The 24,074-nt window shown below is 47.6% G+C and carries 17 protein-coding genes, 2 tRNA genes, 3 rRNA genes and 1 pseudogene; 9 read left to right on the top strand and 14 right to left on the bottom strand.

All coding sequences use genetic code 11. The features are described from left to right. Window positions 1–73 precede the first annotated feature (73 nt). The 3 genes from RQN30_RS00150 to RQN30_RS00140 form a co-directional block, all read right to left on the bottom strand. Window positions 74–808, bottom strand: a complete 735-nt coding sequence (locus RQN30_RS00150; protein ID WP_353060752.1) for a zinc ribbon domain-containing protein — start codon at window positions 806–808, stop codon at window positions 74–76. Window positions 809–927: 119 nt separating this feature from the next. Beyond that, window positions 928–1,728, bottom strand: a complete 801-nt coding sequence (locus RQN30_RS00145; RefSeq protein WP_353060751.1) for a Nif3-like dinuclear metal center hexameric protein — start codon at window positions 1,726–1,728, stop codon at window positions 928–930. A gap of 647 nt (window positions 1,729–2,375) precedes the next feature. Further along, window positions 2,376–2,448 (bottom strand) — tRNA-Val (locus RQN30_RS00140). 133 nt (window positions 2,449–2,581) lie between these two features. On the opposite strand from RQN30_RS00140, the gene RQN30_RS00135 reads away from it, so the two are divergent. Beyond that, window positions 2,582–2,657: transfer RNA gene (locus RQN30_RS00135), tRNA-Ala, on the top strand. A gap of 429 nt (window positions 2,658–3,086) precedes the next feature. Further along, window positions 3,087–3,818 (top strand): IS3 family transposase, encoded by a 732-nt coding sequence (locus RQN30_RS00130; protein WP_353060750.1) that lies wholly within the window; start codon window positions 3,087–3,089, stop codon window positions 3,816–3,818. Window positions 3,819–4,104: 286 nt separating this feature from the next. Here the strand turns inward: RQN30_RS00130 and RQN30_RS00125 are convergent, their stop codons facing one another. Next, window positions 4,105–5,340 (bottom strand): reverse transcriptase family protein, encoded by a 1,236-nt coding sequence (locus RQN30_RS00125; protein WP_353060749.1) that lies wholly within the window; start codon window positions 5,338–5,340, stop codon window positions 4,105–4,107. 320 nt (window positions 5,341–5,660) lie between these two features. On the opposite strand from RQN30_RS00125, the gene RQN30_RS00120 reads away from it, so the two are divergent. Continuing rightward, on the top strand, window positions 5,661–6,248 hold the full coding sequence (locus RQN30_RS00120; protein ID WP_353060748.1) for an FtsZ/tubulin family protein: 588 nt from the start codon (window positions 5,661–5,663) through the stop codon (window positions 6,246–6,248). Here the strand turns inward: RQN30_RS00120 and RQN30_RS00115 are convergent. Continuing rightward, window positions 6,240–7,004: a metallophosphoesterase gene (locus tag RQN30_RS00115; protein ID WP_353060747.1), complete on the bottom strand. Its 765-nt coding sequence runs from the start codon at window positions 7,002–7,004 to the stop codon at window positions 6,240–6,242. The genes RQN30_RS00120 and RQN30_RS00115 overlap by 9 nt on opposite strands. A 92-nt stretch (window positions 7,005–7,096) precedes the next feature. Between RQN30_RS00115 and RQN30_RS00110 the strand changes: the two genes are divergently transcribed. The 5 genes from RQN30_RS00110 (at window position 7,097) to RQN30_RS00090 (ending at window position 10,096) form a co-directional block, all read left to right on the top strand. Continuing rightward, window positions 7,097–8,254 carry a helix-turn-helix transcriptional regulator gene (locus tag RQN30_RS00110; protein ID WP_353060746.1) on the top strand — a complete coding sequence of 386 codons (1,158 nt, stop codon included), beginning with the start codon at window positions 7,097–7,099 and terminating at the stop codon, window positions 8,252–8,254. Window positions 8,255–8,262: 8 nt separating this feature from the next. After that, window positions 8,263–9,171 carry a hypothetical protein gene (locus RQN30_RS00105; protein ID WP_353060745.1) on the top strand — a complete coding sequence of 303 codons (909 nt, stop codon included), beginning with the start codon at window positions 8,263–8,265 and terminating at the stop codon, window positions 9,169–9,171. Window positions 9,172–9,435: 264 nt separating this feature from the next. After that, the gene (locus tag RQN30_RS00100) at window positions 9,436–9,597 is read left to right on the top strand and encodes a hypothetical protein (protein WP_353061865.1); all 162 of its coding nucleotides are present in this window, start codon (window positions 9,436–9,438) and stop codon (window positions 9,595–9,597) included. After that, the gene (locus RQN30_RS00095) at window positions 9,540–9,800 is read left to right on the top strand and encodes a response regulator transcription factor (protein ID WP_353060744.1); all 261 of its coding nucleotides are present in this window, start codon (window positions 9,540–9,542) and stop codon (window positions 9,798–9,800) included. The genes RQN30_RS00100 and RQN30_RS00095 overlap by 58 nt, the downstream gene beginning before the upstream one ends. Continuing rightward, on the top strand, window positions 9,773–10,096 hold the full coding sequence (locus tag RQN30_RS00090; protein ID WP_353060743.1) for a response regulator transcription factor: 324 nt from the start codon (window positions 9,773–9,775) through the stop codon (window positions 10,094–10,096). The genes RQN30_RS00095 and RQN30_RS00090 overlap by 28 nt, the downstream gene beginning before the upstream one ends. A gap of 446 nt (window positions 10,097–10,542) precedes the next feature. Here RQN30_RS00090 and RQN30_RS00085 read toward each other — a convergent pair whose 3' ends face one another. From RQN30_RS00085 to glgA, 6 genes and pseudogenes are all read right to left on the bottom strand, one after another. Further along, window positions 10,543–10,887, bottom strand: a complete 345-nt coding sequence (locus RQN30_RS00085) for a DCC1-like thiol-disulfide oxidoreductase family protein (RefSeq protein WP_353060742.1) — start codon at window positions 10,885–10,887, stop codon at window positions 10,543–10,545. Between the two features lie 264 nt (window positions 10,888–11,151). Beyond that, on the bottom strand, window positions 11,152–12,012 hold the full coding sequence (locus tag RQN30_RS00080; RefSeq protein ID WP_353060741.1) for a TrmH family RNA methyltransferase: 861 nt from the start codon (window positions 12,010–12,012) through the stop codon (window positions 11,152–11,154). 234 nt (window positions 12,013–12,246) lie between these two features. After that, window positions 12,247–13,344, bottom strand: a complete 1,098-nt coding sequence (locus tag RQN30_RS00075) for an SPFH domain-containing protein (RefSeq protein WP_353060740.1) — start codon at window positions 13,342–13,344, stop codon at window positions 12,247–12,249. A 52-nt stretch (window positions 13,345–13,396) separates the two neighbouring features. Then, window positions 13,397–13,825 (bottom strand): NfeD family protein, encoded by a 429-nt coding sequence (locus RQN30_RS00070; RefSeq protein ID WP_353060739.1) that lies wholly within the window; start codon window positions 13,823–13,825, stop codon window positions 13,397–13,399. A 252-nt stretch (window positions 13,826–14,077) separates the two neighbouring features. Then, window positions 14,078–14,874: pseudogene (locus RQN30_RS00065) on the bottom strand (ABC transporter ATP-binding protein). A 157-nt stretch (window positions 14,875–15,031) separates the two neighbouring features. Then, window positions 15,032–16,258, bottom strand: coding sequence for a glycogen synthase (glgA, locus tag RQN30_RS00060; RefSeq protein ID WP_353060738.1), 1,227 nt, complete (start codon window positions 16,256–16,258; stop codon window positions 15,032–15,034). 323 nt (window positions 16,259–16,581) lie between these two features. Here glgA and glgC point away from each other — a divergent pair, with 323 nt between their 5' ends. Then, window positions 16,582–17,826 (top strand): glucose-1-phosphate adenylyltransferase, encoded by a 1,245-nt coding sequence (gene glgC, locus RQN30_RS00055; RefSeq protein ID WP_353060737.1) that lies wholly within the window; start codon window positions 16,582–16,584, stop codon window positions 17,824–17,826. Window positions 17,827–18,462: 636 nt separating this feature from the next. Here the strand turns inward: glgC and rrf are convergent. The 3 genes from rrf to RQN30_RS00040 all read right to left on the bottom strand — a co-directional run bounded on the left by rrf (window position 18,463) and on the right by RQN30_RS00040 (window position 23,594). Next, window positions 18,463–18,580, bottom strand: a 5S ribosomal RNA gene (gene rrf / locus RQN30_RS00050). 133 nt (window positions 18,581–18,713) lie between these two features. After that, window positions 18,714–21,792: ribosomal RNA gene (locus tag RQN30_RS00045) — 23S ribosomal RNA — on the bottom strand. Window positions 21,793–22,073: 281 nt separating this feature from the next. Then, window positions 22,074–23,594 (bottom strand): 16S ribosomal RNA (locus tag RQN30_RS00040). The 16S, 23S and 5S rRNA genes sit together here, the layout of an rRNA operon. Window positions 23,595–24,074 lie beyond the last annotated feature (480 nt).

The raw sequence follows: 24,074 nt of genomic DNA, 5'->3' as shown, positions 1-24,074 counted from the left end.
GTTACAAACCTTTTCATTTTGCAGCTAAACTTCACTGATAATTCTGCTGCAAGATATCACCGCAACTAGTTTTTCAGCTCTCGAGCAGCACAACCACGCAATCATAGTCGTCAGAGATATACACTGAATCCGGGTCAGCTGACTTCAGCGAGGCAAGTTCAGTTGGTGAAATCTCTACTCCGCCAGTTGAATCACCATTTCGCTGCACCCCAATAACGGCGAGCCCTCCTGAAATCCGGGCGGTTTCATAAACTTTCGCTAATGATTCAGAAATAGTGCTGAACTCACTTTCGCGTTTATGATTCAACTCATGCAGCTGAACTGTGAAATCAGCTAATTCTATTTCGAGCTGACTCTGAGTTTGTGCGAGTTTAGCATTATTGCCCGCAATTTCACTATTCAAACTTTCGATTTCGCTCGTGTGTGTCTCAATCTGTTCAAGGTGTGAAAACTCTGCATCGGAAATTTGATTAATTTTTGCGCGAGCACTATCTATTTCCTGCTGCAGTGCGAGAAGCTGGCGTGAATCCATCCCAGTACCAGTTCGCAGCTGCGATTCTTTTGCCGCAACTTTCACAGCTAAATCAGAATTTTGCGCAGCTAAGCTGCGAGCCGCGTCTTCGGCGTTTAATTTTGCTTCCGCTGCAGCTGCAAGCTGCTGTTTTAATGTATTAAGCTCCGTATTAAGCACGGCTATTTCGTTTTTGAGCGAATGGTTTCGAATTTGTGCTTTTATCCGTGCAATTTGCGAATCAAGTTCAGCAATGTCAAGCAGCCGTAATTGTTCTGCCCGCGGCGCAGTAAGCATAGGATTCTCCTTTTCCTCTTTCTTCAGTCTACTGCTTATTGTTGGAGATACATGATTTTGGAGATACATGATTTATGCCAGCAACTTACAGCCGAGCAGAAATCATCAGCTTATTTCGGTTAAATCCGTTCCGCCCACGGATCTGTAACAATTGTCGAAATATAGGTATTTACATGAAATGCTGCCGCAACCCGATCCCGCAGGTTCGGCAGCAAGGGCCATTCTGAAGCAAAATGCGTCAGACCAATCAATGCACATCCGTCGTTCCATAAATGATCTGTCGCCGGGTGATGGCGGAGGTCTGCAGTGATATAAACATCTGCACCAACCGAATTAGCTGTATCCAGGAAAGAATCTCCTGCTCCAGGAGATAGCGCCACACGCTTCACAATCTTTTCCGGATTGCCGCCAATTGTAATCCCGACGGGAGTTTGCGGAATTAGCTCCTTTAAACGGTGTGCTAATTCCCGTACACTCATTGTTAGCGGAAGATTTCCAACTTTCCCGATACCGATTTTAGGATTTTCCGGACGCGGATTTAATGGCTGCTGATCTTCAAGTTTTAGGAGATTTGCCAGAGCGTCAGCGGAACCGTTCTCGGCTGCATCTGCGTTCGTATGAGCCGCAAATAACGCACAATCATTTTTGATAAGTTCATGCACCCATCTCCCTTTTCCGCTGGTAGCTGCAACTGATGAGGTTCCGCGCAGATATAACGGATGATGTACAATCAGCATTTGTGCTTTGCGCTCAATAGCCTCCAAGACTGTAGCTTCACACGGGTCAACTGCGAATCCTACTAAGTTAACCTCACGGCTTGGGTCGCCCACAATAAGACCGACTCGATCCCACTCCTCAGCAATCTGCGGAGAGTAAAACTTGTTCATCATTTCAACTATGTGCGCAACTGTAATAGACATGGATAAAGTTTAACGCGAATTGCACCGAAATATAAGGTGAAATACAGGGTGAAGCGCAGCGAAATATTGCGAAAAATATAAGGTGAAATACAGGGAAAACGGGAATGTCTGCGCAACTAGCGGCAAGATTACGTTTTTATTACACATTAACGACGGAAAAGCCGACACTGCACAAGAAGCAGCAAAAGCAGGAAAAGTTACGCAACTGATGGCGGGAAGTTGGTTTCGTTACGTAAGAGGTGGCAAGAACTCGGGCTGAGATTTTTGCCGTCGGAAGTGCTTGTGTTTGTACTGGTCACAGGCTTAAGGTAACGACGGGATTGCCGTCGTTACATAAAACCGCGCATTTCGCCACCAGTTACGTAACCATATAGAGGATTTCACCACCACTTACGTAAGCTCGCGGGCATTTCGCCACCAGTTACGTTAAAAAATGCGGATTATTCCACCAGTTACGTTCGATTCGCAAACCTGTCACTTGGCCTGTGCTTAGCCTCTAACTACACGCCGCCATAAGACCCACATTTTGGCACTTAGCCCGCACTTAGCCCACGTTTAACCCCAACGTAAAACCCGCAATCCGTTATTAGCTCTTATTTTCGTATAATGCAAAAATGTCGCTCTTTCGAAAGAGCGACATTTAGCGGTGGACCCTACCGGACTCGAACCGATGACAACCTGGGTGTAAACCAGGTGCTCTACCAACTGAGCTAAGAGTCCGTAAATGAGTTTACGGAGTATTTACAAATTTGTAAAATCAAATTACCAAAAATCTAAGTGACATGCCCCACACAGGTAGCTATCATAGAAAATTGGAAAAATCCATACCAATAGGTACCATTGAGAAGTGTTCGGGGCATTGGCGCAGTTGGTAGCGCGCTTCCATGGCATGGAAGAGGTCAGGGGTTCGAATCCCCTATGCTCCACCACGACGCAGGCTGAGTGAAATGCAAGCTCGCTTGCATTTCCGAGACCAAGGAAATGGTTGACGAGCAGGCAAAGCCTGCGAGGAACACCATTTAGACGCTCATTTTGATACAAAGTATCAAGGTGAGCGTTTTTGCTGTGTCGGGGGTGTTTGTGCTTGTCAGGGCGTTATTAGTGAGGGTGCTGCGCCGGTTTTGGTCCTGTCTTTGGGGTGTTTGGTGAGGGTTTGCGGCGGTGGTTTCGCTTCCTTTTCCTGTCGGTTTAGGTGGCTTTGGGCGGTGAGTTCTTGTTGCCGCTAAAAAGTATGGGTTCCGCGGGCTAAGCGCCAAAAATCGTTGCTTATGGCGGCGTGTCGTGGTTTATGTTGATCGTCCTGCCCAGCCTTTTCGTAGGGTGAGCCCGTCCTCGTAGGGTGTGGTGAGGCTGATAGCGTGATCGATCTCGACTGGTCCTGGGCGAGAGTGTTTGCGTTTCTTTTTACGGGAGATGATTGTCCGCTCTGGTCTGCTGTCATGGCATCATGCGTGGTGGATCTCGTTGGCGGTGAGTGGGAACTCTGTATGCGTGTAGAGAAGCGTCGTTATTCTTCGTATGAAGGTGAAGTTAGCCCCGCCCCTGAAGACCACATTAAGCGTGATTTCCATGCTGAGCAGCCTAATCAGAAATGGCTCACTGACGTCTCGGAGTTCGCAGGACCGGACGGAAAAGTATATTTTAGCCCAATCATGGATTGCTATGACGGCTATATTGTTGCTTACCGGCGGCAACGCAATGCTGAGAAAACGCTAACGCAAGGAATGTTCGAAGACGCAATCGCTACCCTGTCTAAGATTGACAACGCTGATGAACTGCCAATCTTGCACTCAGACCGTGGAGGGCACTACCGATGCAAAGACTGGATCGCCCGAACCAACCAGGCCGGGATTCGCCGCTCTATGAGCAAGAAAGGATGTAGTCCGGACAACGCTCGCTGCGAAGGATTCTTCGGAACAATGAAAAATGAAATGTTTTACGGGCGTAGCTGGAAATCGGTAACCGAAATTGAACAAGCTATCGACTGGTACGTCAATTGGCACAACAATACGAGAATCAAAACCGAACTCGGTAGACTGACAATCCAGGTCCACCGTGAAAAAACGTTAACCACAAAACCCTCTAAATAAACGTCCGTAGTCCATTTTCCTCTAACCCCGCAATATTGCCTCTGACTGATTGAAGCCGGGCTGATTGGCAATGCTGGCGCGGCGTGGTGGGTGTTGACCTGCCTTTCCTGCGCGGTTACGGGCGAGCACCTGCTAGTAATGAGTAATTCCGGTGTAGCATTGACGGTTCGGTAGTCTGTCTTTCTTGGTTAGGCTTACTGCGTCACAATTTGCTGATGAATTAGCGATCAAACATGGGGCGCAGCTTGGCGCTTTCTGGATTTGTCGCGTAACGCGGGAAGTGGGTTCACTCAGTGATTCGAGTCGTGTGATTCGAATCGGTGTCGTTCCCCGCCTGTAATGCGGTCTTTAAGCTAAGCTCGCGTGAACGCCCGTAACGAGGCTCAACGCCTTTGGCGAATGCAATTTTTCCTTCTAAGTGATGAAGGAAACTTACGATTCGTGGTTTTCCAGAAATATGGGCGGTGTGATTATATAGACCGAATTTTTCAATACCACGAATGTGGTAGTCAAGATCTCGCTTGAACGTCGTGTCTAACCTGACGGATTCATCGACCTGTAAGCCGAGAATGAGCTTCTTTGATCCTGGCGGTACCACTCGTGTCTTTTTCTGGTTTGTCCGGAAACCGTGTCGCAATACGCTACGATTCACCTCGCAGATGAAACGAACTGCCTCGTGACGATCGAACTCTCCTTGCGCACAATCCGTTGAGAAGAAAAGATCGTCACAGTATCGCGAATACCGAAGTTTGAATTGGATTGCTAACAATTCGAGCTCCCTATCAAGCTCCCCAGCACAGATGTTCGCGATGATTCCTGCCGTAGGCGAACCCTGTGGAAGCACCCCTCGAATCGGTTTGCCTTCCCGGCTCAAATACTTCGGATACGGCCCCGATTTTGATTCGATCGACAATCCGATATTCGAGTACTTCCAGGCATCCAGATTGCGTTTAATTCGTTCGCTATAAGAGCCTTGGATATTGCGCCTTGTGTTGATATCAGGAACGAAGGTTGTCAGGCGCGCTAGTTCAAACGATACGAGCTCTCCATAGCTCAGTGCGCGGAAGAGCTCATAGACACGTGCTTCGGAGATTGATCCAAAGAAGTCCGTGAGATCGAACTTAATGAGCCATCGAGAGCCGATATGAATTGCCGCGCAATCTTGGATAGATCGCTTTGGTCGGTACGCGTATGCAGAAGTAGAGATCATCTCGTCCGTAAAGCAGTTACGAAGTATCCATCGTTGCAAACTCTTCAAACTCGAGCTTGGCGACGAAAGTTTTCGCATTCCACCAGAAGACTTGGGAACACTACGATACGCATAAAACAGCGGACAATCATCAGTGCTCAATTGTATTTTTGCGGTGCAATGACTGCTCACCGCAACATGGGCGGCTTTATATGAAATGGGTTCTTCCGGGTTCTGCTGGTTGTACATGCGGATGAGGTGTCGTAGCGAGCGAATCTCTACAGGGATAACTCTCGCCGGAAGAACTATGGGAGTGAAAGGAGGAAGTTCCATAACGATCTACTGTCAGCCTAGGGCTTAGGTGAGGCGGCCGTAGGGCGGCTTACATCATGTCAATCTATGAACCAATGGTGCGGAAAACCCGATACCGTTCTGATTGACGGAGGCTTGCGAATGGCAAGCCTGCATCACTAGAGCCGTCGGTGACTCCCTCCCCTCAAACTTGAGCGTCTTCGTATCCTGATCCGGATTATGAGGACGTAGCATCAAGGCTAAAGCGCCAGGTAAAGCGACGGTAGGAATCTTCCGTCTTTCTCACAGTGAATCTATGATGGCAAGCGATATTTCCTAATTCTGAGAAGGATGTGAGTGTAATGAAGAGTGCAATTGTTGGTATTGGCGGCATGGGAACGTCGGTTCTCAACGACTACATTGAAGCTTTTGGAGAAAACTCAAGGGATGGCGTCCGCACTATCACAATTAATCGGAGCCAGAAGAGCCTTGAGAGTTCCAAAGCGGAATACAAAATGGGAATCGTTGTACCGAATGACTGCTCTGTGGCCGATGGAAACGTGTCGCCAACATACTGGTTAAAGCTAGTCGAGATATATGAAGAGCAAATTCACGAATTGCTTAGCAACTCCGAACGAGTCATCGTCGTTGCCGGGCTTGGCGGTTTAGCCGGCTCATACACATGTCCCTATGTTGCAAAGATTGCGAAGAATCTGGGTGCGCAAGTCAAGGCTATTGTCACCACGCCGATGGTTTTTGAAGGTAAACGTCGGTATGAAGTGGCCGAAGCTGCATTGACAGACTTGAGAGCATTTTCGGATGACGTGAAGGTTATTTCCGGTGAAGAACTCCTGGCATCGGCAGGGCCTGACGATGAAACTAGCAATTTCTTTTCACGAACCGACGAGGTGATTGCCCACTTTGTGTACGAACTGGTTGTCTCAGAGTGAACTGTACTTCCCGGTGGTTATATCGTAGGTAAGAACCGGAATTCGATGGGAGATTAGTACTGTTCCATCGATGAAATAGTGAGATTTCCCGTCGAAATATACGCCATGAAAATCAGGATCCTCCGCTAGTTGGCACGATCCATTATGCCCAGCTATGACATCAATGAGAAAGGGGCCGGTGGTTGGTGGGTACTTGTTGAGCATCACGTCTTCGCTTGTGCCGAGCTCCCACAATTCGCCCGCATCTTCATCAATGCCGGCATGGACAAATACCTGAGTCTTAGTCTTGAAGTACAACGGCATGGATTCTAGCCAAGGCACCAACCATGAGTAATGCACTAAAATGTAATGACGTATCTGAATCAGATTTTCTTCGAGGTTGCACTTGGGCAGGAATTTAGTAGAGGACTCCGGAAGAAAGCTCGTCAACGTTTCGCTGGTGTAATTAGTCGTGAGGATTGGTTCATCAGTGGTGAGGAAGTCCAGAAGCCATTCATCATGGTTTCCTTTCAGAACCACGACGTGACCAGGGTAGCGTTGTTGTATGTCGTAAATTCGGCGTAGTGTGGCTGCGCTATCAGAGCCGCCGTCGACATAATCCCCAAGGAAGATGAGAAGGTTCTCGGAGTCGTCGGAAAGAATCTCGGCTAAGTCCCCAATGTGAGCAAGCGCGTCTTCCAACGCATCGAGACAACCGTGAATGTCGCTGAGTGCATAGATCATTTCGTTATTCTCTCCGCTTTCTAATTCTTCCAACTAAATAAGAATCTGTACCGAGTAATATAGAACGTAACATCAAAAACAGTAAATTTCTTCCGCTTTAGTGTATGTGTTGGTACCGTTGAGGTATGGAATTCGACGAGCTAAGCGGCTATGCCCAATATCGACAGCGCACAAATACGCTAGCGATACTCAAGTACATGGTTGAAAACACCAACTCATCTCTCGGGGTTGGTGCGAGTGAGCTTGCGGAAATACTTTCCTCTGATGATCTCGGGTGGGGTGCTCCGGTTCTGACTGAGAAAACTGTTCGAGAGTGCCTGCGTGATCTGAGAGCTCTCGGCGATAGTTTGCCTTTCGGTGTTCGAATTCAACAGTTTTCAGATTTGGGTGAAGATGCAGAGATTCCTGCGGGCGAGCGACGCACGAATTGGTTTGCATCACCAATCATTAGTTTGGCTCAGATGAGGATGCTCGCAGATAGTCTTCAGCTTTCACATTTTCACCCTGATGACGTAACAGATTTGCGTTCACTTCTTGCGTCCTTTGCGGGTGTGGGATCAGACTGGCTAGAAAACGGTCAGATTCTGCAGCCAGGCATGCCGCTCTTTCGTGGTGTGCCCGAAACTATCGAAAGACTCAGTCGGGCTATCAGTGCAGGGACCAAGATCCGATTCCGGTACGGGCACGTCGCACTCAAACCTCGTTATAGCCCATTGGAAGCACAGCGACTTGGCAGACGTTATCGGATACCACGAGTAGATATCGAAACTGGAGATAAGGTCTACGAGTATTACCCGTACTCCACGGTCTTTAAGAGAGGCGATTACTTTCTCCTAGCTGGTGAAGACCCGCAAGTAAGTTCAGGTACATGGATTCGGCATTTTGTTATTGATCGCATGATAGACATCGAGATTCTCGACGACGGTGATGGAAATGCCAAGCAATCGGATTTTGATTTCGTCCGATATATAAACGAACGTCCATATCTCTATAGCGGTCAGGCAATTGACGTGATTTATCGCGTCAAAGGAGGACTGGACGGAACCTACGCCTGGTTTCCTCACGCGCGGGCGAAGCTCGTTAATGATGCAGACAAGGAGTATGAAGTTGAGGTTCGGGCAGAGCCGAATTCAATGGTGTGGTGGTCGCTCCAATACGCAGAGTCCGTCGAGATTTTATCCCCGCAGAGTTTGCGCCGTGCAATTAAAGAGCGGCTAGAAGAGGCGTTAAAGAAGTATGAAAACAGCGATAACAAACGAAATAACACTGATAAATATAGTTAGGAAATGTCATGAACTACTTTGATCTCAACAATTTTTTGCTCAATCCTTCACTATCGGCAATTCGGACTTCGGAACAGCATATTCGGCAATGGCTTGAATATGAGTTGACATCGCTTAAATTATGGCCAGATCCTGACGCGACGGTTGAGACCCGCGAGTTCTATCAGGAAGTGTGGGGTGAGTTCCTGATGTCTGTTGGAACGTCGTTGCGACCGGAGCCGACAGAGTTTAGCAAAGACCCGTCTAGGTATGTTCAGGGCGATTGGATGTGCTCAGTGTGGACAACTCTTAAACTTGGCCTGCAGCTTGCATATGGTAAAAACGACCGTGGGAATGATGTGTGGTGGCAAAAACCGGGCATTATCGATACGTTCGATGAGAATGATGGAGTTACAAAACGCACGTATAAAGGAATTCTTAATCACTTTGACGAGTTTGATGAAGTATTTGGTCTCAAGATTGTGCAAGAGTTTGTACGGTCAGCATGTACCTTAGCTAACTTCATCGTCGTTCCTGATGGGTTTAACACAGCGCGCAGTAATCGTGGTACCGACGATTACTGGGACAAAACTATGCGGCTTTATTTCGAGGAATTCAATTCGAAGTCCCCGCTAGAGTACACCCCACCAAGGCAGTCACCCCCAAAAAGGCGTTACGACGTTGGCACACCCTTTCACAAGCTTGTCTCTGCCAGCATCGAACAAGGCGACGCTTTATTCCTTAGTGAATGGATTGACGAGCAAGGTCAGGCAATCATGTTGCCGAACATGAATCCTCAAACATTTGATGAATGGCTAGATTTGGTTCGTGAAATGACTCGGCGGATTGATGCAAGGCGCACAGCAATGCAAAATGCGCGCCCGATAACCTCGACGAGTCTCTCACCAGGCAGCAAAAACTCATCTCTGCTCTTGTAGTGAGAGAATCTGCCACCAACATTTTGAAATATGCACCCGAGAAGAGCATAGCGAAACTTGAGGCAGAACTTGATTCCGAGCACAATATATACATTGTGCTCCAAAATGAGGTAGCAGAAATCTCCGACACTGGAATCACGGGAGGGTTCGGACTGAGGAATTTGGAAGACAAAATTAGCCAAGAAGGCAGAACTCTTATTTTTGGAAAAACAGATTTAACATGGATTTTAAGCGCCGAAATCCCGATAAAGCCGGAGGGGCAAAATGACTGATAACCTTAATGTCGTTATTGCTGATGATGATAACTTTTTCGCGAAAACTTCGCCAAACTACTCGAAGCTCAAGAAGGCTTTAAAGTTCTTGCCGCTGTGGAAAATGGTGCCGAAGCTATCGGGGCTTGCTCCAGCGTACACGCTGACATCGTAATTCTCGACGTTGATATGCCAGTTTTGGATGGTATTCAAGCCGCTGGAACAATTAAAAGATGCTTCCGAACATCACTATTGTCATGCTTACAGCCTTCGCCCACGAAGACTCCCTCGAAGAAACTCTCGCCGTCGGCGTCCGTGCTTTCCTTACTAAAGACACACCAATCGAAAAAATGGTTCTTTTCCTCAGAGAAGCCGTGAAAAGGAAAACAGTCATGGGAGAGAGACCAACAGAACTGCTTACTCAGGAGTACCTCGAGAAGAAAGCGAAACAAAAGCAATATGAACAGTTTGTGCAAGACGTCAACGAGCTTCCCGAACACTTAAAACCCATTTTTAAACTTGTTATTCAAGCAAAGTCAAATAAAGTAATCGCCGAAGAGCTGCACTTGTCCGAATCAACCGTTCGTTCCTACGTTTCCCACATTCTCGAACTAACCAGCTCAGCAACCCGCGGGGAGCTCACCCTCAATGCGGTTCGCAGCGGACTTGCCTGACAGAGACCATCTCAAAAACTATATAGTTTTCTAGTTTTCTTTCGCTGCAAGCAAGTAATCTTTCAAGGTGATAATAAAACGTGCGGAGGGCAGTTTTTCATCTTCGAACCAATTTTTCTCATCCCGTCGGGAAGTCAATCCTTTTATGATTCACACTCGCCCTGGCAACGCAGTACCAACAAAAACACTAGCAGTCTGCTCTGTCAATACTTCGCCAAAGGTATCTCAATTTGAGCCAATACTCCGAACCCTGCTTAGACACAGCAGTCCAAGAATTAAACGACCGGACAAAAACACTCAACTGGAGCAAACGAAGAAAACAAATAATCTAACTAACTACAACAACTGCTGCAGCCGTCAATAGAAACTGCCGTCTTAGGCAATCCATTTCCCAGATTTTCCGATTTTAGATACTACGGATATTTTCATGGATATTGCAAAATACTTTAACGAATACGGCATCCAAGAGACTTTCTGTTTTTAGCGATAGTCCGATAACACTTACTAAATAAAAAGTTTAATCTGGGAATCAAGAGTATCCGGCCGACGAACCTCCATATTTTTCTACTGGACTGAATAAGCAGCTTTCCAATAGCCCTATTTTCAAGAAACACTTTTTCATCTTCAATAAAAAGCGCAGACTGCGAAACGTAACCGGAAAATGCACCGTTATATTCGATACTGGTCACCCAGTTTACGTTATTAATCCGCTCTTTATCTGAAAAATATCGAACAAAACGGGAGCAAAACCCGCAGTCAGAATCGTATACAAACAATGCATGAAAACTCACGAGTCAATTCCTTTAAAAGCCTATTTGCCAGTATTCTTGCACAAATACTATGCTGAACCATCGCTCATTGCAACCAGGCAACAACTATCATTGAGATAGCCGCGGATGAAAATTTGCTGCGAAAAACAGCAAGACGGCATTTTCACGAACATATTAACATTTAGTCCATGTAAATTACATTTACACCAAAGCCAAATCTCAATTTGTTTAAGGAATAAACTCGCCGAAAATGAATAAATTATCCGCAAATGAATAAATTATCCGCTAATCCCGAATATTTGCTGGCTGCAGCTCCCAAGCTGCAAGCGCACCGGCAGCTGCGACATTTAGCGAATCAACTTCCGATTTCATCGGAATCACTACACGATAATGCGTGGATGCAATTGTTTTCTCACACAATCCGTCGCCCTCAGTACCTAGTACGAGTGCAAGATGCGAGTTATACTTCCGAACCTGCGGTAATGCCGAAAATTCACGAAGACTAATCGAATCTGATCCAAGAGCAAGAGCTGCGCTAACCCAGTTTCTCTGATGTAATAACGCTAAATCTGCCGGCCAATTTTCAAGACGTGTCCACGGAATATGAAAAACATTTCCCATCGCAACTTTGATTGAACGCCGGTAAAGCGGATCCGCACATGAAGGCGTAACAAGAATACCGTCAACTCCAAGAGCCGCGGCAGAGCGGAAAATCGCGCCCACATTTGTGTGGTCAACAAGATCTTCAAGAATAAAAATTCGTGCGGGCCGATCAATGGAAAAACGCTGCAGAAATACTTCCAATGACTCAAGCGGAGGGCGATTTACTGCAGCAATAGCTCCGCGATGAATCCGAAAACCGGTAATTTCCTTAATCTGATCTTCGTCAACCACAAAGATTGGCAGCTGTGAAGTGTCAAAAGCACTATCAGCAAAAAGCTTTTCCATTTGCCCCAGCCACTTGCGTGCGGAAAGAACCGCACGCGGAATATGCCCGGCAGCAAGAGACCGCTTAATAACTTTCAGTCCTTCCGCCAAATACAGCCCGCGTTCTGTCTCGAGTTTACGGCGCAAAGCCACATCCGTCAGCTGTGTAAAATCTTTCAGCCGCGAATCATTCAGATCAAGGTTTTCGATAATCCGCAAGGTATTCACCCCTCCCCATCGTTATCATTATCCCTGCCAGTTGATTTTAATCTCTGTTTTCTGAAAACACCGCAGATCATGAATGTGTATCTGAATATATTTTAAACTTCGGCGAAATAAACTTTACCCCGCAGCCGTTGCATAACTTATCGCAGCTGGGGGTAAAGTTATTTACTTTTAATACCGTGAATCCAAAATCAAATATCCATCCAGATATTTGATTTAGTTCAGATTTTAGTTCGGCTGCTGCCCAAGCAAATCTTCCGGATTAACCGATTTCCCGGAACGGGTTCCAGATTCTTCTGCTTCGCTGGTTGCACGGTCGGCTTCGCCCTTTGCATTTGCTAATGCTTCATTAATATCTGGAAGTACTGTATTTGCCAAGGTGGCAGAAATGCTTTCTTCCCCGCCAGAGAAATCAACCTTGATGTCCTCTTCCGGAGTCTTTCCAGCAAAACCTTTAGTAACCGAATCAAGTGCCGCAGTAAGTTCTGTCGGCACAATCCAAAGCTTCGAAGATGAAGAGTTGGCAATAAGCGGCAATGTCTTAATGTACTCATAGGAAAGCAGCTTCGGATCAGCATTTCCGCGATGTACAGCATCAAACACCTGCAAAATCGCACGGCTTTCGCCTTGCGCCTTCAAGATTGTGGACTGTGCTTGTCCCTCTGCCCGTAAAATAGCCGATTGCTTTTCACCTTCAGCGGTGAGAATTGCAGACTGTTTCACACCTTCCGCAGTCAAAATAGCCGCACGCCGGTCACGTTCTGCTTTCATCTGCTGTTCCATCGCAGATTGGACAGTTGCCGGCGGATCAATTGCTTTCAGTTCTACACGTGAGACGCGAATACCCCAACGGCCGGTAGCTTCATCAAGTACACCACGCAGCTGACCGTTAATTTGATCTCGCCCGGTGAGCGCCTGTTCCATATCCATTGAACCGATAATATTTCGCAATGTAGTAACAGCAAGCTGCTCAATAGCGGACATCGGATCTGCAATTTCATAAGTAGCAGCTTCGGGCTGAGTTACCTGGTAATAAATCACCGTATCAATATTGACGACGATATTATCTGATGTGATTACGGGCTGCGGCGGGAATGGCACAACCTGCTCACGCATATCAATTCGCTGCCGTACCGAATCAATAAACGGAACCAAAAAGTGCAGACCCGGAGTCAGCGTTTTATGATACTTACCGAGCCGTTCAATAATATAAGTGTATCCTTGATGCACCTGCAGCACTGACCGAATAACTGCAATAACTACAGCTAGTGCAAAGACCACTAGCACAACTGTGACGACGGTGCCGCCAATATTTTCTGGCGTCATTCTCGCTCCTAACTCTTTCTTTTGTGAAAAGTCGATTTTGTTTTGCTTTGAATTAAGCCTGAATCTCTTTTACGACGGCATGCGCACCGTCAATCTTTTCCACAATCACTTCCATACCGGAAAGGATAACTGTATCGTCCGCAGCGCGCGCACTCCATACCTCGCCGCCAATTTTCACTCGACCGGAAGTTTCAGTGATATCACTTAGCGCAATAGCTTCCCGACCAGCCATCGCATAAATATTCGATTCTTTTCCAGAAGCTGTATTCACATGATCTCGCGCCCATGGGCGAACGAAAAACAGCGCGACTACAGAAACCACAGAAAACGCGATAATCTGCAAGGCGAGACTGGAACTGAAAACAGCCACTACTGCCGTCGCAAAAGCACCAAGGGAAATCATCAAAAGAGAAAAATCAACAGTGATAGTCTCAAGAATCAAAAGTACAATGGCGATTAACGCCCAAATCCCCCATGCCATACCTGCTCCTTAAATTATTTCTGATATTCACGAAATTATTTTTCGCTCAGTAACCAGAGCTCTCGAAACACGCAATATCGAGTTTAGAATTGTTGCTGACAACTACAATCAGGATATCAATAAACGCTATCTGCCGCTGTATACCAGCTCATACTTAAGTATTGATTTAAAGATAAACTGGCGGCAGAACTAACAAAACGCTGCATCTGCCGCCAGATAATCCGAGTTAAAACTGCAAAAAATCAACCAGCCTTATTCTATTCCTGATCGGATGCCTGATACGGCAAAACGCGCGCCGTTCGGTTTAATTTCTACAGAAAAATCAAATAGCCCGGAAATATTTTCCGAAGTAAAAACTTGCGTGAGCTGCTCTTGTGCGTAAATCTGCCCTTGTTTCAATAGCAAACCATGAGTAAACCCTGCCGGAATTTCCTCTATATGATGAGTTACCAGAATAATCACTGGAGCGTGCGGATCATTTGCAAGTGCAGTGAGCGCGGTAAGCAACTGTTCACGCCCGCCCAAATCAAGCCCGGAAGCTGGTTCGTCAAGGATTAAAATTTCTGGATTCGGCATAAGCGCACGCGCAATGCCGACACGTTTCATTTCACCAGATGAAATTGAGTTATATTTACGTTCGGCAAGCATTTCCACACCTAGCAGACGCAGGATTTGCATTGCACGCGCATCATCCTCTTTTTCATATTCTTCCCGCCAAGCAGCCGTCTGCCCGTATGCCGCGGTACGTACCACATCAAGCACTCTGGTATTACCTGGAATTTTCTTGTCGAGTGCGGCCGAGGCCAGCCCGACCAGCGGACGCAGCTCAGCTAGATTAACATTTCCAACTGATTCACCAAGAATTTTTACTTTTCCGACGGTCGGATGTAAAAACCGGAGATGAGCTGTACAAGCGTAGTTTTTCCGGCACCATTCGGCCCAAAAATTACCCAACGCTCGCCTTCATTCACTGACCAATTTAAATTTTGCAGGATTTTCTTTCCATTTCGCTGCACAGTGACATCACTTATAGTGAGCACATCTCCCATGACTTCTCCAATCTTCAAACTAGCTAAACCTCATGCCGCGTACCTAGCGCGGAAAGAAAAGAGTCTATGTATCTGCGTTTGGAGTGCGCACACTGAAACGTAAATACATACCTGGTCCCGCAATTACTAACAGCGATACCCGTTTCTATTTTCGAGTTTAACGATTTTGCAGCACTTGTTCATAAAAAGCGACAGTCTTCTTCGCAATCTCACTCCAAGCAAAATGTTCTTCCACCCGCTTCCGGCCAGCAGCTCCCATTTCCTTTGCTTTCTGCGGATTAGCACAAAGTTCATTCAAAGCTGCAGCAAGATCTGCTTCAAACTTGTCCGGATTGAGCGGTGTTCCAGTACCGTCGTCCATTTGCTCGATTGGTACGAGCAAGCCAGTTTTCCCGTGTTCAATACAATCGGGAATACCTCCGGTTTCAGTACCGACAACCGGCAGCCCTACCCCCATCGCCTCAAGATTCACAATACCGAGCGGTTCATAAACCGATGGAGTAACAAAAACGGTAGAACATGCTTCAAGTGCAACGATTTGGTCATGCGGGAGATGATCCTCAATCCAAACAATTCCTTTCCGTTTCGTCTGTAATTCTGCTACAAGAGAGCGAGTTTCGGCTGCAATCTCCGGAGTATCCGGAGCACCCGCACAAAGAATCACCTGTACATTCGGATCTACTTTCCCAAGTGCGCGAAGCAGACCCGGAACCCCTTTTTGCCGTGTGATTCTCCCGACAAAAATTATTGTCGGCTGATCGGGATCGAGCCCGTAGCTTGCAAAATATTCGCGTGCCTGCTGCCATTGCAGATCAGTAGTTGGAGCCTGCCAGTCATCAAGATCAATCCCATTGTGAATCACATGCACACGCTGCGGATCAATACTCGGATAGCAGCGCAAGATATCTTTCCGCATCGCGTACGAAACAGCAATGATTCCGGCCGCATTTTCGTATGCCGTCTTTTCAATCCACGAGGAAAGCTCATATCCGCCGCCAAGCTGCTCCCGCTTCCACGGACGCAGCGGTTCAAGTGAATGCGCCGAAATGATATGCGGAATTCCGTGCAGCAATGAAGCTATCTGACCAGCGAAATTCGCGTACCAGGTATGCGAATGGACAATGTCCGCACCTTGTGTATCAGGAACCATCGCTAAATCGAGTCCCATAGTTTTTAAAGCATCATTTTCTGCTTTCAGTACATCCGGATAGTTATAACCGTGAACTTCCACCCCGGAAATCGGGGATTCTTGGCGTGCCCCGTCGAATGCATGTACATGCACTGTGATATGTTCTTTCAGCACTCGCGCAAGCTCAGTTACATGTACCCCTGCCCCGCCATAAACGTGCGGCGGAAACTCGCGGGTTAAAAGATCGACGCGCATGAAAATCCCCTTTGACTATGGTTATTACTTATGCCTTTACGACGGCATCGCTGCGGAATATGAAATATAAATCTATACGCAGCATTGCCAGCGTACAAACTTACTTATTTCCAAGTGTAGACCAATTTCATTACAAAGTTCCCGGTTTTCAGATTGAGAAAAATATTTATCCATAATGGTGCGGAATAAAAATTGGTTAGATTCGGCAATTCTAAACTTTTTCCCGATCTGCGATGACTGGAAGATAAATAACTAGTAAACTGATTATTAAGCGAGTGTGAAACGCTTCCTCAATGACGAGATTAATAAGTTAAGGTGTTGGTATGAAGTCAAAACCAAATGTGCTTGCAATTGTCCTAGCTGGCGGTGAAGGTAAACGCCTGATGCCGCTTACTCAGGAACGCGCAAAACCGGCAGTTCCTTTCGGCGGAATTTATCGTCTTATCGATTTTTCGCTTTCAAATCTAGTTAATTCAGACTATTTAAAGATTGTGGTACTCACACAGTACAAATCGCATTCACTTGATCGTCATATCTCGAAGACTTGGCGAATGTCGACACTTCTCAACAACTTTGTTGCATCAGTTCCGGCGCAGCAGCGTGTGGGGAAGAACTGGTATTTAGGTTCAGCAGATGCTGTGTATCAGTCTTTAAATATTATCGATGATGAACGGCCGGACTATGTGGTAATCACTGGTGCGGATAACATCTATCGGATGGATTTCTCGCAGATGGTTGAACAGCATATTGAATCTGGCTACGGTCTCACAGTTGCCGGTATCCGCCAGCCGAAAGGGCTTTCAAAAGATTTTGGTGTAATTGACACCGATCCGAATCATCCCGGCAAGGTTCGCCAATTCCTTGAAAAACCTGCTGAGTGCGCCGGCCTGCCCGATTCTCCAGATGAGATTCTTGCCTCAATGGGAAATTACGTATTCACCGCAGATGCGCTTGTTGAAGCGCTCCATAGTGATGCCGGAGATTCTGAATCAAGCCATGATATGGGCGGTAATATCGTGCCGAATTTCGTAAATAACGACGATTGCGGGGTTTACGACTTCACCTTTAACGACGTGCCGGGTTCAACCGATCGCGACCGCAATTATTGGCGGGATGTCGGCACAATTGACGCTTTCTTTGAAGCAAATCAGGATTTAATTTCGGTCACTCCGATTTTTAATCTCTATAACTCAAAGTGGCCGCTTCTCACTGGCTATACTGGTCTGCCGCCGGCGAAGTTTGTTTACGGACATCATGAACGTCTCGGGCACGCACTTGATTCAATTATTTCTCCCGGAGTAATCGTTTCTGGCGGCGAAGTAATGAGTTCAGTACTTTCGCCGCATGTGCGAGTTAATTCTTGGGCTTCCGTACGCAATTCTGTACTTTTCGATAGTGTAAATGTCGGTCGTAATGCAACCGTCGTGAACGCGATTATCGATAAAAATGTGGTAATTGAGGAAGGTGCGCAGCTGGGCATAAACCGCGAACATGATATTGAGCGCGGATTTAGTGTTACGGAAAGCGGAATAGTTGTTGTTCCGAAAGGTGCACGTGTAACTCGATAATTTACCTTCAAATAAAAGGTTGAATTAACACAATCATCGTGTCGGATTCTGTTTCTGCTTGTACAGGTGCAGTACGCTTCTGGATTGCACTATCCTTTTAGTTTGTTTGATATGCGTCGAATAAACCAAAGGGATGGTGCTGGTTACTGTAAGCTGCACTGCTGCTGCACAAACTTTGACAATATATTTTGCTGATAAACTAAAAGTTCTGGGTTCGCTATTATTGATAACCCAGAACTTTTGTGTTCTAACATTACTTAATTGCATTTTACGTATAAATAAAGATTTTATAATTTAATGCTGCGGGAAATAATCCGATTTTTCTTCCGTTTATTTATCCAAATTAGATAATCCGAATTATGCAAAAAATTTGATTAGAAAGCAAAAAACATTTGCCGCAGACTTCGCGGCAAACAAAATGCTCCATTCCTTTAGCGATTTCCAAAATATTGCAATGACGAGAAACAATCAATCGAATCAGCAATAACTGCGGGACTATCCGTATACTCGCCCGTATCATATCAGCGTGCTTATCGTAGAAGGAAGAACACAAGGCGTTTTTTTGTTTTTGTGTTGTTTTAAAGCCTTAACCCTGTTTTTTGTGGGTTAAGGCTTTAAAATTGTTTTTTGGTTTGGTGACGGCGGTTTCCTACTCTCCCACTCCCTCGCGGGGGCAGTACCATTGGCGTTGGTAGGCTTAGCTTCCAGGTTCGGGATGGATGCTGGGCGTTTCCCTACCGCTATGACCACCGTCAAAGCTTTGGAGTAACAACATGAGAACAAGTCTTCTTGTGTGTTGTGTTTTTGCTGTATGTGTGTGTTTTTTACTGGTTGTGGTGGTCCAGATATGTATAGCAGACGCGAGGACAAAATGTTTATGATTTATTGTTTTTAAGTGATCGGTCATTAGTACCAGTCAGCTCTACACACGTTACCATGCTTCCACTTCTGGCCTATCAACCCGGTAGTCTGCCGGGGACCTTTCAACACTAATGTGTCCGGGAGAATTTATCTTGAAGCAGGCTTCCCACTTAGATGCTTTCAGCGGTTATCCTTCCCGAACGTAGCTAACCAGCCATGCACCTGGCGGTACAACTGGCACACCAGAGGTTCGTCCATCCCGGTCCTCTCGTACTAGGGACAGCCCTTCTCAATTCTCCAACGCGCGCAGAGGATAGGGACCGAACTGTCTCACGACGTTCTGAACCCAGCTCGCGTGCCGCTTTAATGGGCGAACAGCCCAACCCTTGGGACCTACTCCAGCCCCAGGATGCGACGAGCCGACATCGAGGTGCCAAACCATGCCGTCGATATGAACTCTTGGGCAGGATCAGCCTGTTATCCCCGGGGTACCTTTTATCCGTTGAGCGACGGCGCTTCCACAAGCCACCGCCGGATCACTAGTTCCTACTTTCGTACCTGCTCGACCTGTCGGTCTCACAGTCAAGCTCCCTTGTACACTTACACTCAACACCTGATTGCCAACCAGGCTGAGGGAACCTTTGAGCGCCTCCGTTACATTTTAGGAGGCAACCGCCCCAGTTAAACTACCCACCAGGCACTGTCCCTGAACCAGATCATGGTCCAAGGTTAGACATCCAGCACGATCAGAGTGGTATTTCAACAATGACTCCACACTAACTAGCGTCAATGCTTCAAAGTCTCCCACCTATCCTACACAAACCGTACCAAACACCAATACCAAGCTATAGTAAAGGTCCCGGGGTCTTTCCGTCCTTCTGCGCGTAACGAGCATCTTTACTCGTAATGCAATTTCACCGAGTTCGCGGTTGAGACAGTGGAGAAGTCGTTACGCCATTCGTGCAGGTCGGAACTTACCCGACAAGGAATTTCGCTACCTTAGGATGGTTATAGTTACCACCGCCGTTTACTGGGGCTTAAATTCTCAGCTTCACCCAAAAAAGGGTTAACCAGTCCTCTTAACCTTCCAGCACCGGGCAGGCGTCAGTCCGTATACATCCACTTACGTGTTCGCACAGACCTATGTTTTTGATAAACAGTCGCTTCTCCCTGGTTTGTGCCACCATCAACCCTAGCCCGTAAAAGAGCTTCAAGTCTCTGGTCCTCCTTCTTCCAAAGTTACGGAGGTATTTTGCCGAGTTCCTTAACCACGATTCACTCGAACGCCTTAGTATACTCTACTCGACCACCTGTGTCGGTTTAGGGTACGGGCGGCTAGAACCTAACGTCGAGGCTTTTCTTGGCACCACAGGATCACCCTACTTCCCGTAAAAACGGTCATCATCCAGCCTCACCCACAAAGTCTCCCGGATTTACCTAAGAAACGGGCTGCGCTGTTAAACGTGGCAAGCCATAAGCCACGCGGAAGCTACCACTGTGCGTCACCCCTGTTAACACGCTTGCCTACAACAAGATCAGTTCCCACGCGCACCAAAACTCTCAACCCAAAAGGAAGAAAGCCAGGATTGGATGGTTAGTATCACAAGCTTCAGCACGGACGGTTCTTCGCCGGTACCAGAATAACAACTGGTTGCCCATCGACTACGCCTGTCGGCCTCGCCTTAGGACCCGACTAACCCAGGGCGGAACAACCTGGCCCTGGAACCCTTGGTCATACGGCGGAGGGGATTCCCACCCCTCATTCGTTACTCATGCCTGAATTCTCACTCGCACACAATCCACAACACAATCACTTGGCTGCTTCACCTCATGCACGACGCTCCCCTACCCAACAATAAAAAATTGCTGCCACGGTTTCGGCGGTGTACTTAGCCCCGCTACATTGTCGGCGCAGAATCACTTGACCAGTGAGCTATTACGCACTCTTTCAAGGATGGCTGCTTCTAAGCCAACCTCCTGGTTGTCACAGCAACTCCACATCCTTTCCCACTCAGCACACGCTTAGGGGCCTTAACCGATGATCTGGGCTGTTTCCTCTCGACTACGGAGCTTATCCCCCGCAGTCTCACTGCCACGCTAAACTTAAACCGGCATTCGGAGTTTGGCTGACCTCAGTACCCCGATAAGGGCCATCAGCCATCCAGTAGCTCTACCTCCAGCAAGCAAACGCAACGCTGCACCTAAATGCATTTCGGGGAGAACCAGCTATCACGGAGTTTGATTGGCCTTTCACCCCTACCCACAGCTCATCCCCTCCATTTTCAACTGAAGTGGGTTCGCGCCTCCACACGCTCTTACACGTGCTTCACACTGGCCATGGGTAGATCACCCCGCTTCGGGTCTAGAACATGCAACTAAACGCTTTTTAAAACTCGCTTTCGCTACGACTCCCCACACGGGTTAACCTCGCTACATGCCACTAACTCTCAGGCTCATTCTTCAAAAGGCACGCCATCACCCCCACCAAGAAGGCTCTGACGGATTGTAAGCGTCCGGTTTCAGGTACTATTTCACTCCCTCCCGGGGTACTTTTCACCATTCCCTCACGGTACTAATCCACTATCGGTCACGCACAGTATTTAGGCTTACAAAGTGGTCTTTGCAGATTCACACGAAATTTCACGAGTCCCGTGCTACTTGGGAAAACACGCCAACAAGACCAAAACATTTCAACTACACGACTATCACGCTCTACGGTAAGACTTCCCAGCCTTTTCATCTATGCCCTGGTTTTATAACTCGCCAGACCCTTATCGGAAGGTCTAAGACGGTCCCACAACCCCGAGTATGCAACGCCCGATGCTATCACACACACCCGGTTTAGCCTCCTACGCTTTCGCTCGCCACTACTAACGCAATATCTTTTCCTGCGGGTACTAAGATGTTTCACTTCCCCGCGTTACCCCCAAACACCCTATACATTCAGATGCCGGTAACTGGACACAACTCCAGCCAGGTTCCCCCATTCAGAAATCCTCGGATCACAGCTCGTTTGCCAACTCCCCGAGGCATATCGCAGGCTACAACGTCTTTCATCGGCCATGCGTGCCAAGGCATCCACCGAACGCCCTTAAACACTTACAAAACAAAAACAATTAAATCAAAAAACATAAAAACATGCTTCTTCAACAAACCAAAGATGCTCGCGTCCACTATACAATTCTCAACCACCAAACCAACACCAAACCAACAAACACCAAAAAAGCATCCATCAGCCCAGGCAGCAAAAACCAGGTGTTACCCCGAAACCCAACAGCATGCCAACCAAAAACAATGACGCCCACAAAAAGAAAACCAAAACCCTGAACAAAAATCCAAAGCCGGCCACCAAACTAGACAAAAACAGCGACCAAAAGGCTCCCTAGAAAGGAGGTGATCCAGCCGCACCTTCCGGTACGGCTACCTTGTTACGACTTCGTCCCAATCGCTAATCCCACCTTCGACCGCTCCCCCAAAAGTTAGGCCACGGGCTTCGGGTGTTACCAACTTTCGTGACGTGACGGGCGGTGTGTACAAGGCCCGAGAACGTATTCACCGCAGCGTTGCTGATCTGCGATTACTAGCGACTCCGACTTCATGGGGTCGAGTTGCAGACCCCAATCCGAACTGAGACTGGCTTTAAGGGATCCGCTCAACCTCACGGAATCGCATCCCTCTGTACCAGCCATTGTAGCATGCGTGAAGCCCAAGACATAAGGGGCATGATGATTTGACGTCATCCCCACCTTCCTCCGAGTTAACCCCGGCAGTCTCTCGTGAGTCCCCACCATAACGTGCTGGCAACACAAGACAAGGGTTGCGCTCGTTGCGGGACTTAACCCAACATCTCACGACACGAGCTGACGACAACCATGCACCACCTGTACACCACCCCGAAGGCCACACTATCTCTAGCATGTCGCAGTGTATGTCAAGCCTTGGTAAGGTTCTTCGCGTTGCATCGAATTAATCCGCATGCTCCGCCGCTTGTGCGGGCCCCCGTCAATTCCTTTGAGTTTTAACCTTGCGGCCGTACTCCCCAGGCGGGGCACTTAATGCGTTAGCTACGGCGCAGAACCCGTGGAAAGGCCCCACACCTAGTGCCCAACGTTTACGGCATGGACTACCAGGGTATCTAATCCTGTTCGCTCCCCATGCTTTCGCTCCTCAGCGTCAGTAACAGCCCAGTAACCTGCCTTCGCCATCGGTGTTCCTCCTGATATCTGCGCATTCCACCGCTACACCAGGAATTCCAGTTACCCCTACCGCACTCTAGCCTGCCCGTACCCACTGCAGCCCCGGAGTTAAGCCCCGGTCTTACACAGCAGACGCGACAAACCGCCTACGAGCTCTTTACGCCCAATAATTCCGGACAACGCTCGCGCCCTACGTATTACCGCGGCTGCTGGCACGTAGTTAGCCGGCGCTTCTTCTGCACATACCGTCACTTACGCTTCTTCTGTACTGAAAGGAGTTTACAACCCGAAAGCCTTCATCCCCCACGCGGCGTCGCTGCATCAGACTTGCGTCCATTGTGCAATATTCCCCACTGCTGCCTCCCGTAGGAGTCTGGGCCGTATCTCAGTCCCAATGTGACCGGTCACCCTCTCAGGCCGGCTACCCGTCGAAGCCTTGGTAGGCCATCACCCCACCAACAAGCTGATAGGCCGTGAGCCCATCCCCCACCAGAAACCCTTTCCAACAAAAACCATGCGGTTAAAGCAGAATATCCAGTATTAGACCCCGTTTCCAAGGCTTATCCCAGAGAAGAGGGCAGGTTACTCACGTATTACTCACCCGTTCGCCACTAATCCACAAAAAGAAAACTTTCCGCTTCATCGTTCGACTTGCATGTGTTAAGCACGCCGCCAGCGTTCGTCCTGAGCCAGGATCAAACTCTCCAAACAAAAACCAAACACCCAAAAAGGCATCCAATCCATAAAAGGAAAGCCCGAAAACAGACTCAACAAAAACCAGAACAATCTGGCAAAACAAAAACCCAACCAAAAAAATCAGCCAGGCAAAAACAATCAACCAACCAAAAACACAAACCCCAAAAAGAGCCCACATCAAAAGCCAGTCAACCAAAAAACATCATCATAAAAAGCTGACACACTATTGAGATTCCAAACAACACACCAACACCCAAACAACCACCCCAAAACCAGGACAGCCATCCAAAGCAGCAACCCAACCAAGCCTACCAACCCAACCAACAAAAGTCAAATCAAAACCCAGTCAGACACATCACAAAAACAACAATCACAACCACTCAAGCAGCAAAACCACCATCACAGCCAATCACCATCGCCCTCGCAACGAATAAATACTCTACACACAAACAAACCAAAACACCAAACCAAAACAACATGACCCCCACCACATAA

Source organism: Arcanobacterium hippocoleae (assembly GCF_040360365.1).
In the GTDB taxonomy this organism is placed as follows: Bacteria; Actinomycetota; Actinomycetes; order Actinomycetales; family Actinomycetaceae; genus Arcanobacterium_A; species Arcanobacterium_A hippocoleae_A.
The sequence above is the reverse complement of the archived record's forward strand: the minus strand, read 5'-3'. Positions and strand labels throughout refer to the sequence as shown.

Excerpts from the sequence above, each read along its gene's own strand:
- RQN30_RS00150 (WP_353060752.1), bottom strand. The coding sequence starts at position 808 with ATGCTTACTGCGCCGCGGGCAGAACAATTACGGCTGCTTGACATTGCT.
- RQN30_RS00145 (WP_353060751.1), bottom strand. The coding sequence starts at position 1,728 with ATGTCTATTACAGTTGCGCACATAGTTGAAATGATGAACAAGTTTTAC.
- RQN30_RS00125 (WP_353060749.1), bottom strand. The coding sequence starts at position 5,340 with ATGGAACTTCCTCCTTTCACTCCCATAGTTCTTCCGGCGAGAGTTATC.
- RQN30_RS00120 (WP_353060748.1), top strand. The coding sequence starts at position 5,661 with ATGAAGAGTGCAATTGTTGGTATTGGCGGCATGGGAACGTCGGTTCTC.
- RQN30_RS00110 (WP_353060746.1), top strand. The coding sequence starts at position 7,097 with ATGGAATTCGACGAGCTAAGCGGCTATGCCCAATATCGACAGCGCACA.
- RQN30_RS00105 (WP_353060745.1), top strand. The coding sequence starts at position 8,263 with ATGAACTACTTTGATCTCAACAATTTTTTGCTCAATCCTTCACTATCG.
- RQN30_RS00100 (WP_353061865.1), top strand. The coding sequence starts at position 9,436 with ATGACTGATAACCTTAATGTCGTTATTGCTGATGATGATAACTTTTTC.
- RQN30_RS00090 (WP_353060743.1), top strand. The coding sequence starts at position 9,773 with ATGGTTCTTTTCCTCAGAGAAGCCGTGAAAAGGAAAACAGTCATGGGA.
- RQN30_RS00075 (WP_353060740.1), bottom strand. The coding sequence starts at position 13,344 with ATGACGCCAGAAAATATTGGCGGCACCGTCGTCACAGTTGTGCTAGTG.
- RQN30_RS00070 (WP_353060739.1), bottom strand. The coding sequence starts at position 13,825 with ATGGCATGGGGGATTTGGGCGTTAATCGCCATTGTACTTTTGATTCTT.
- glgA (WP_353060738.1), bottom strand. The coding sequence starts at position 16,258 with ATGCGCGTCGATCTTTTAACCCGCGAGTTTCCGCCGCACGTTTATGGC.
- glgC (WP_353060737.1), top strand. The coding sequence starts at position 16,582 with ATGAAGTCAAAACCAAATGTGCTTGCAATTGTCCTAGCTGGCGGTGAA.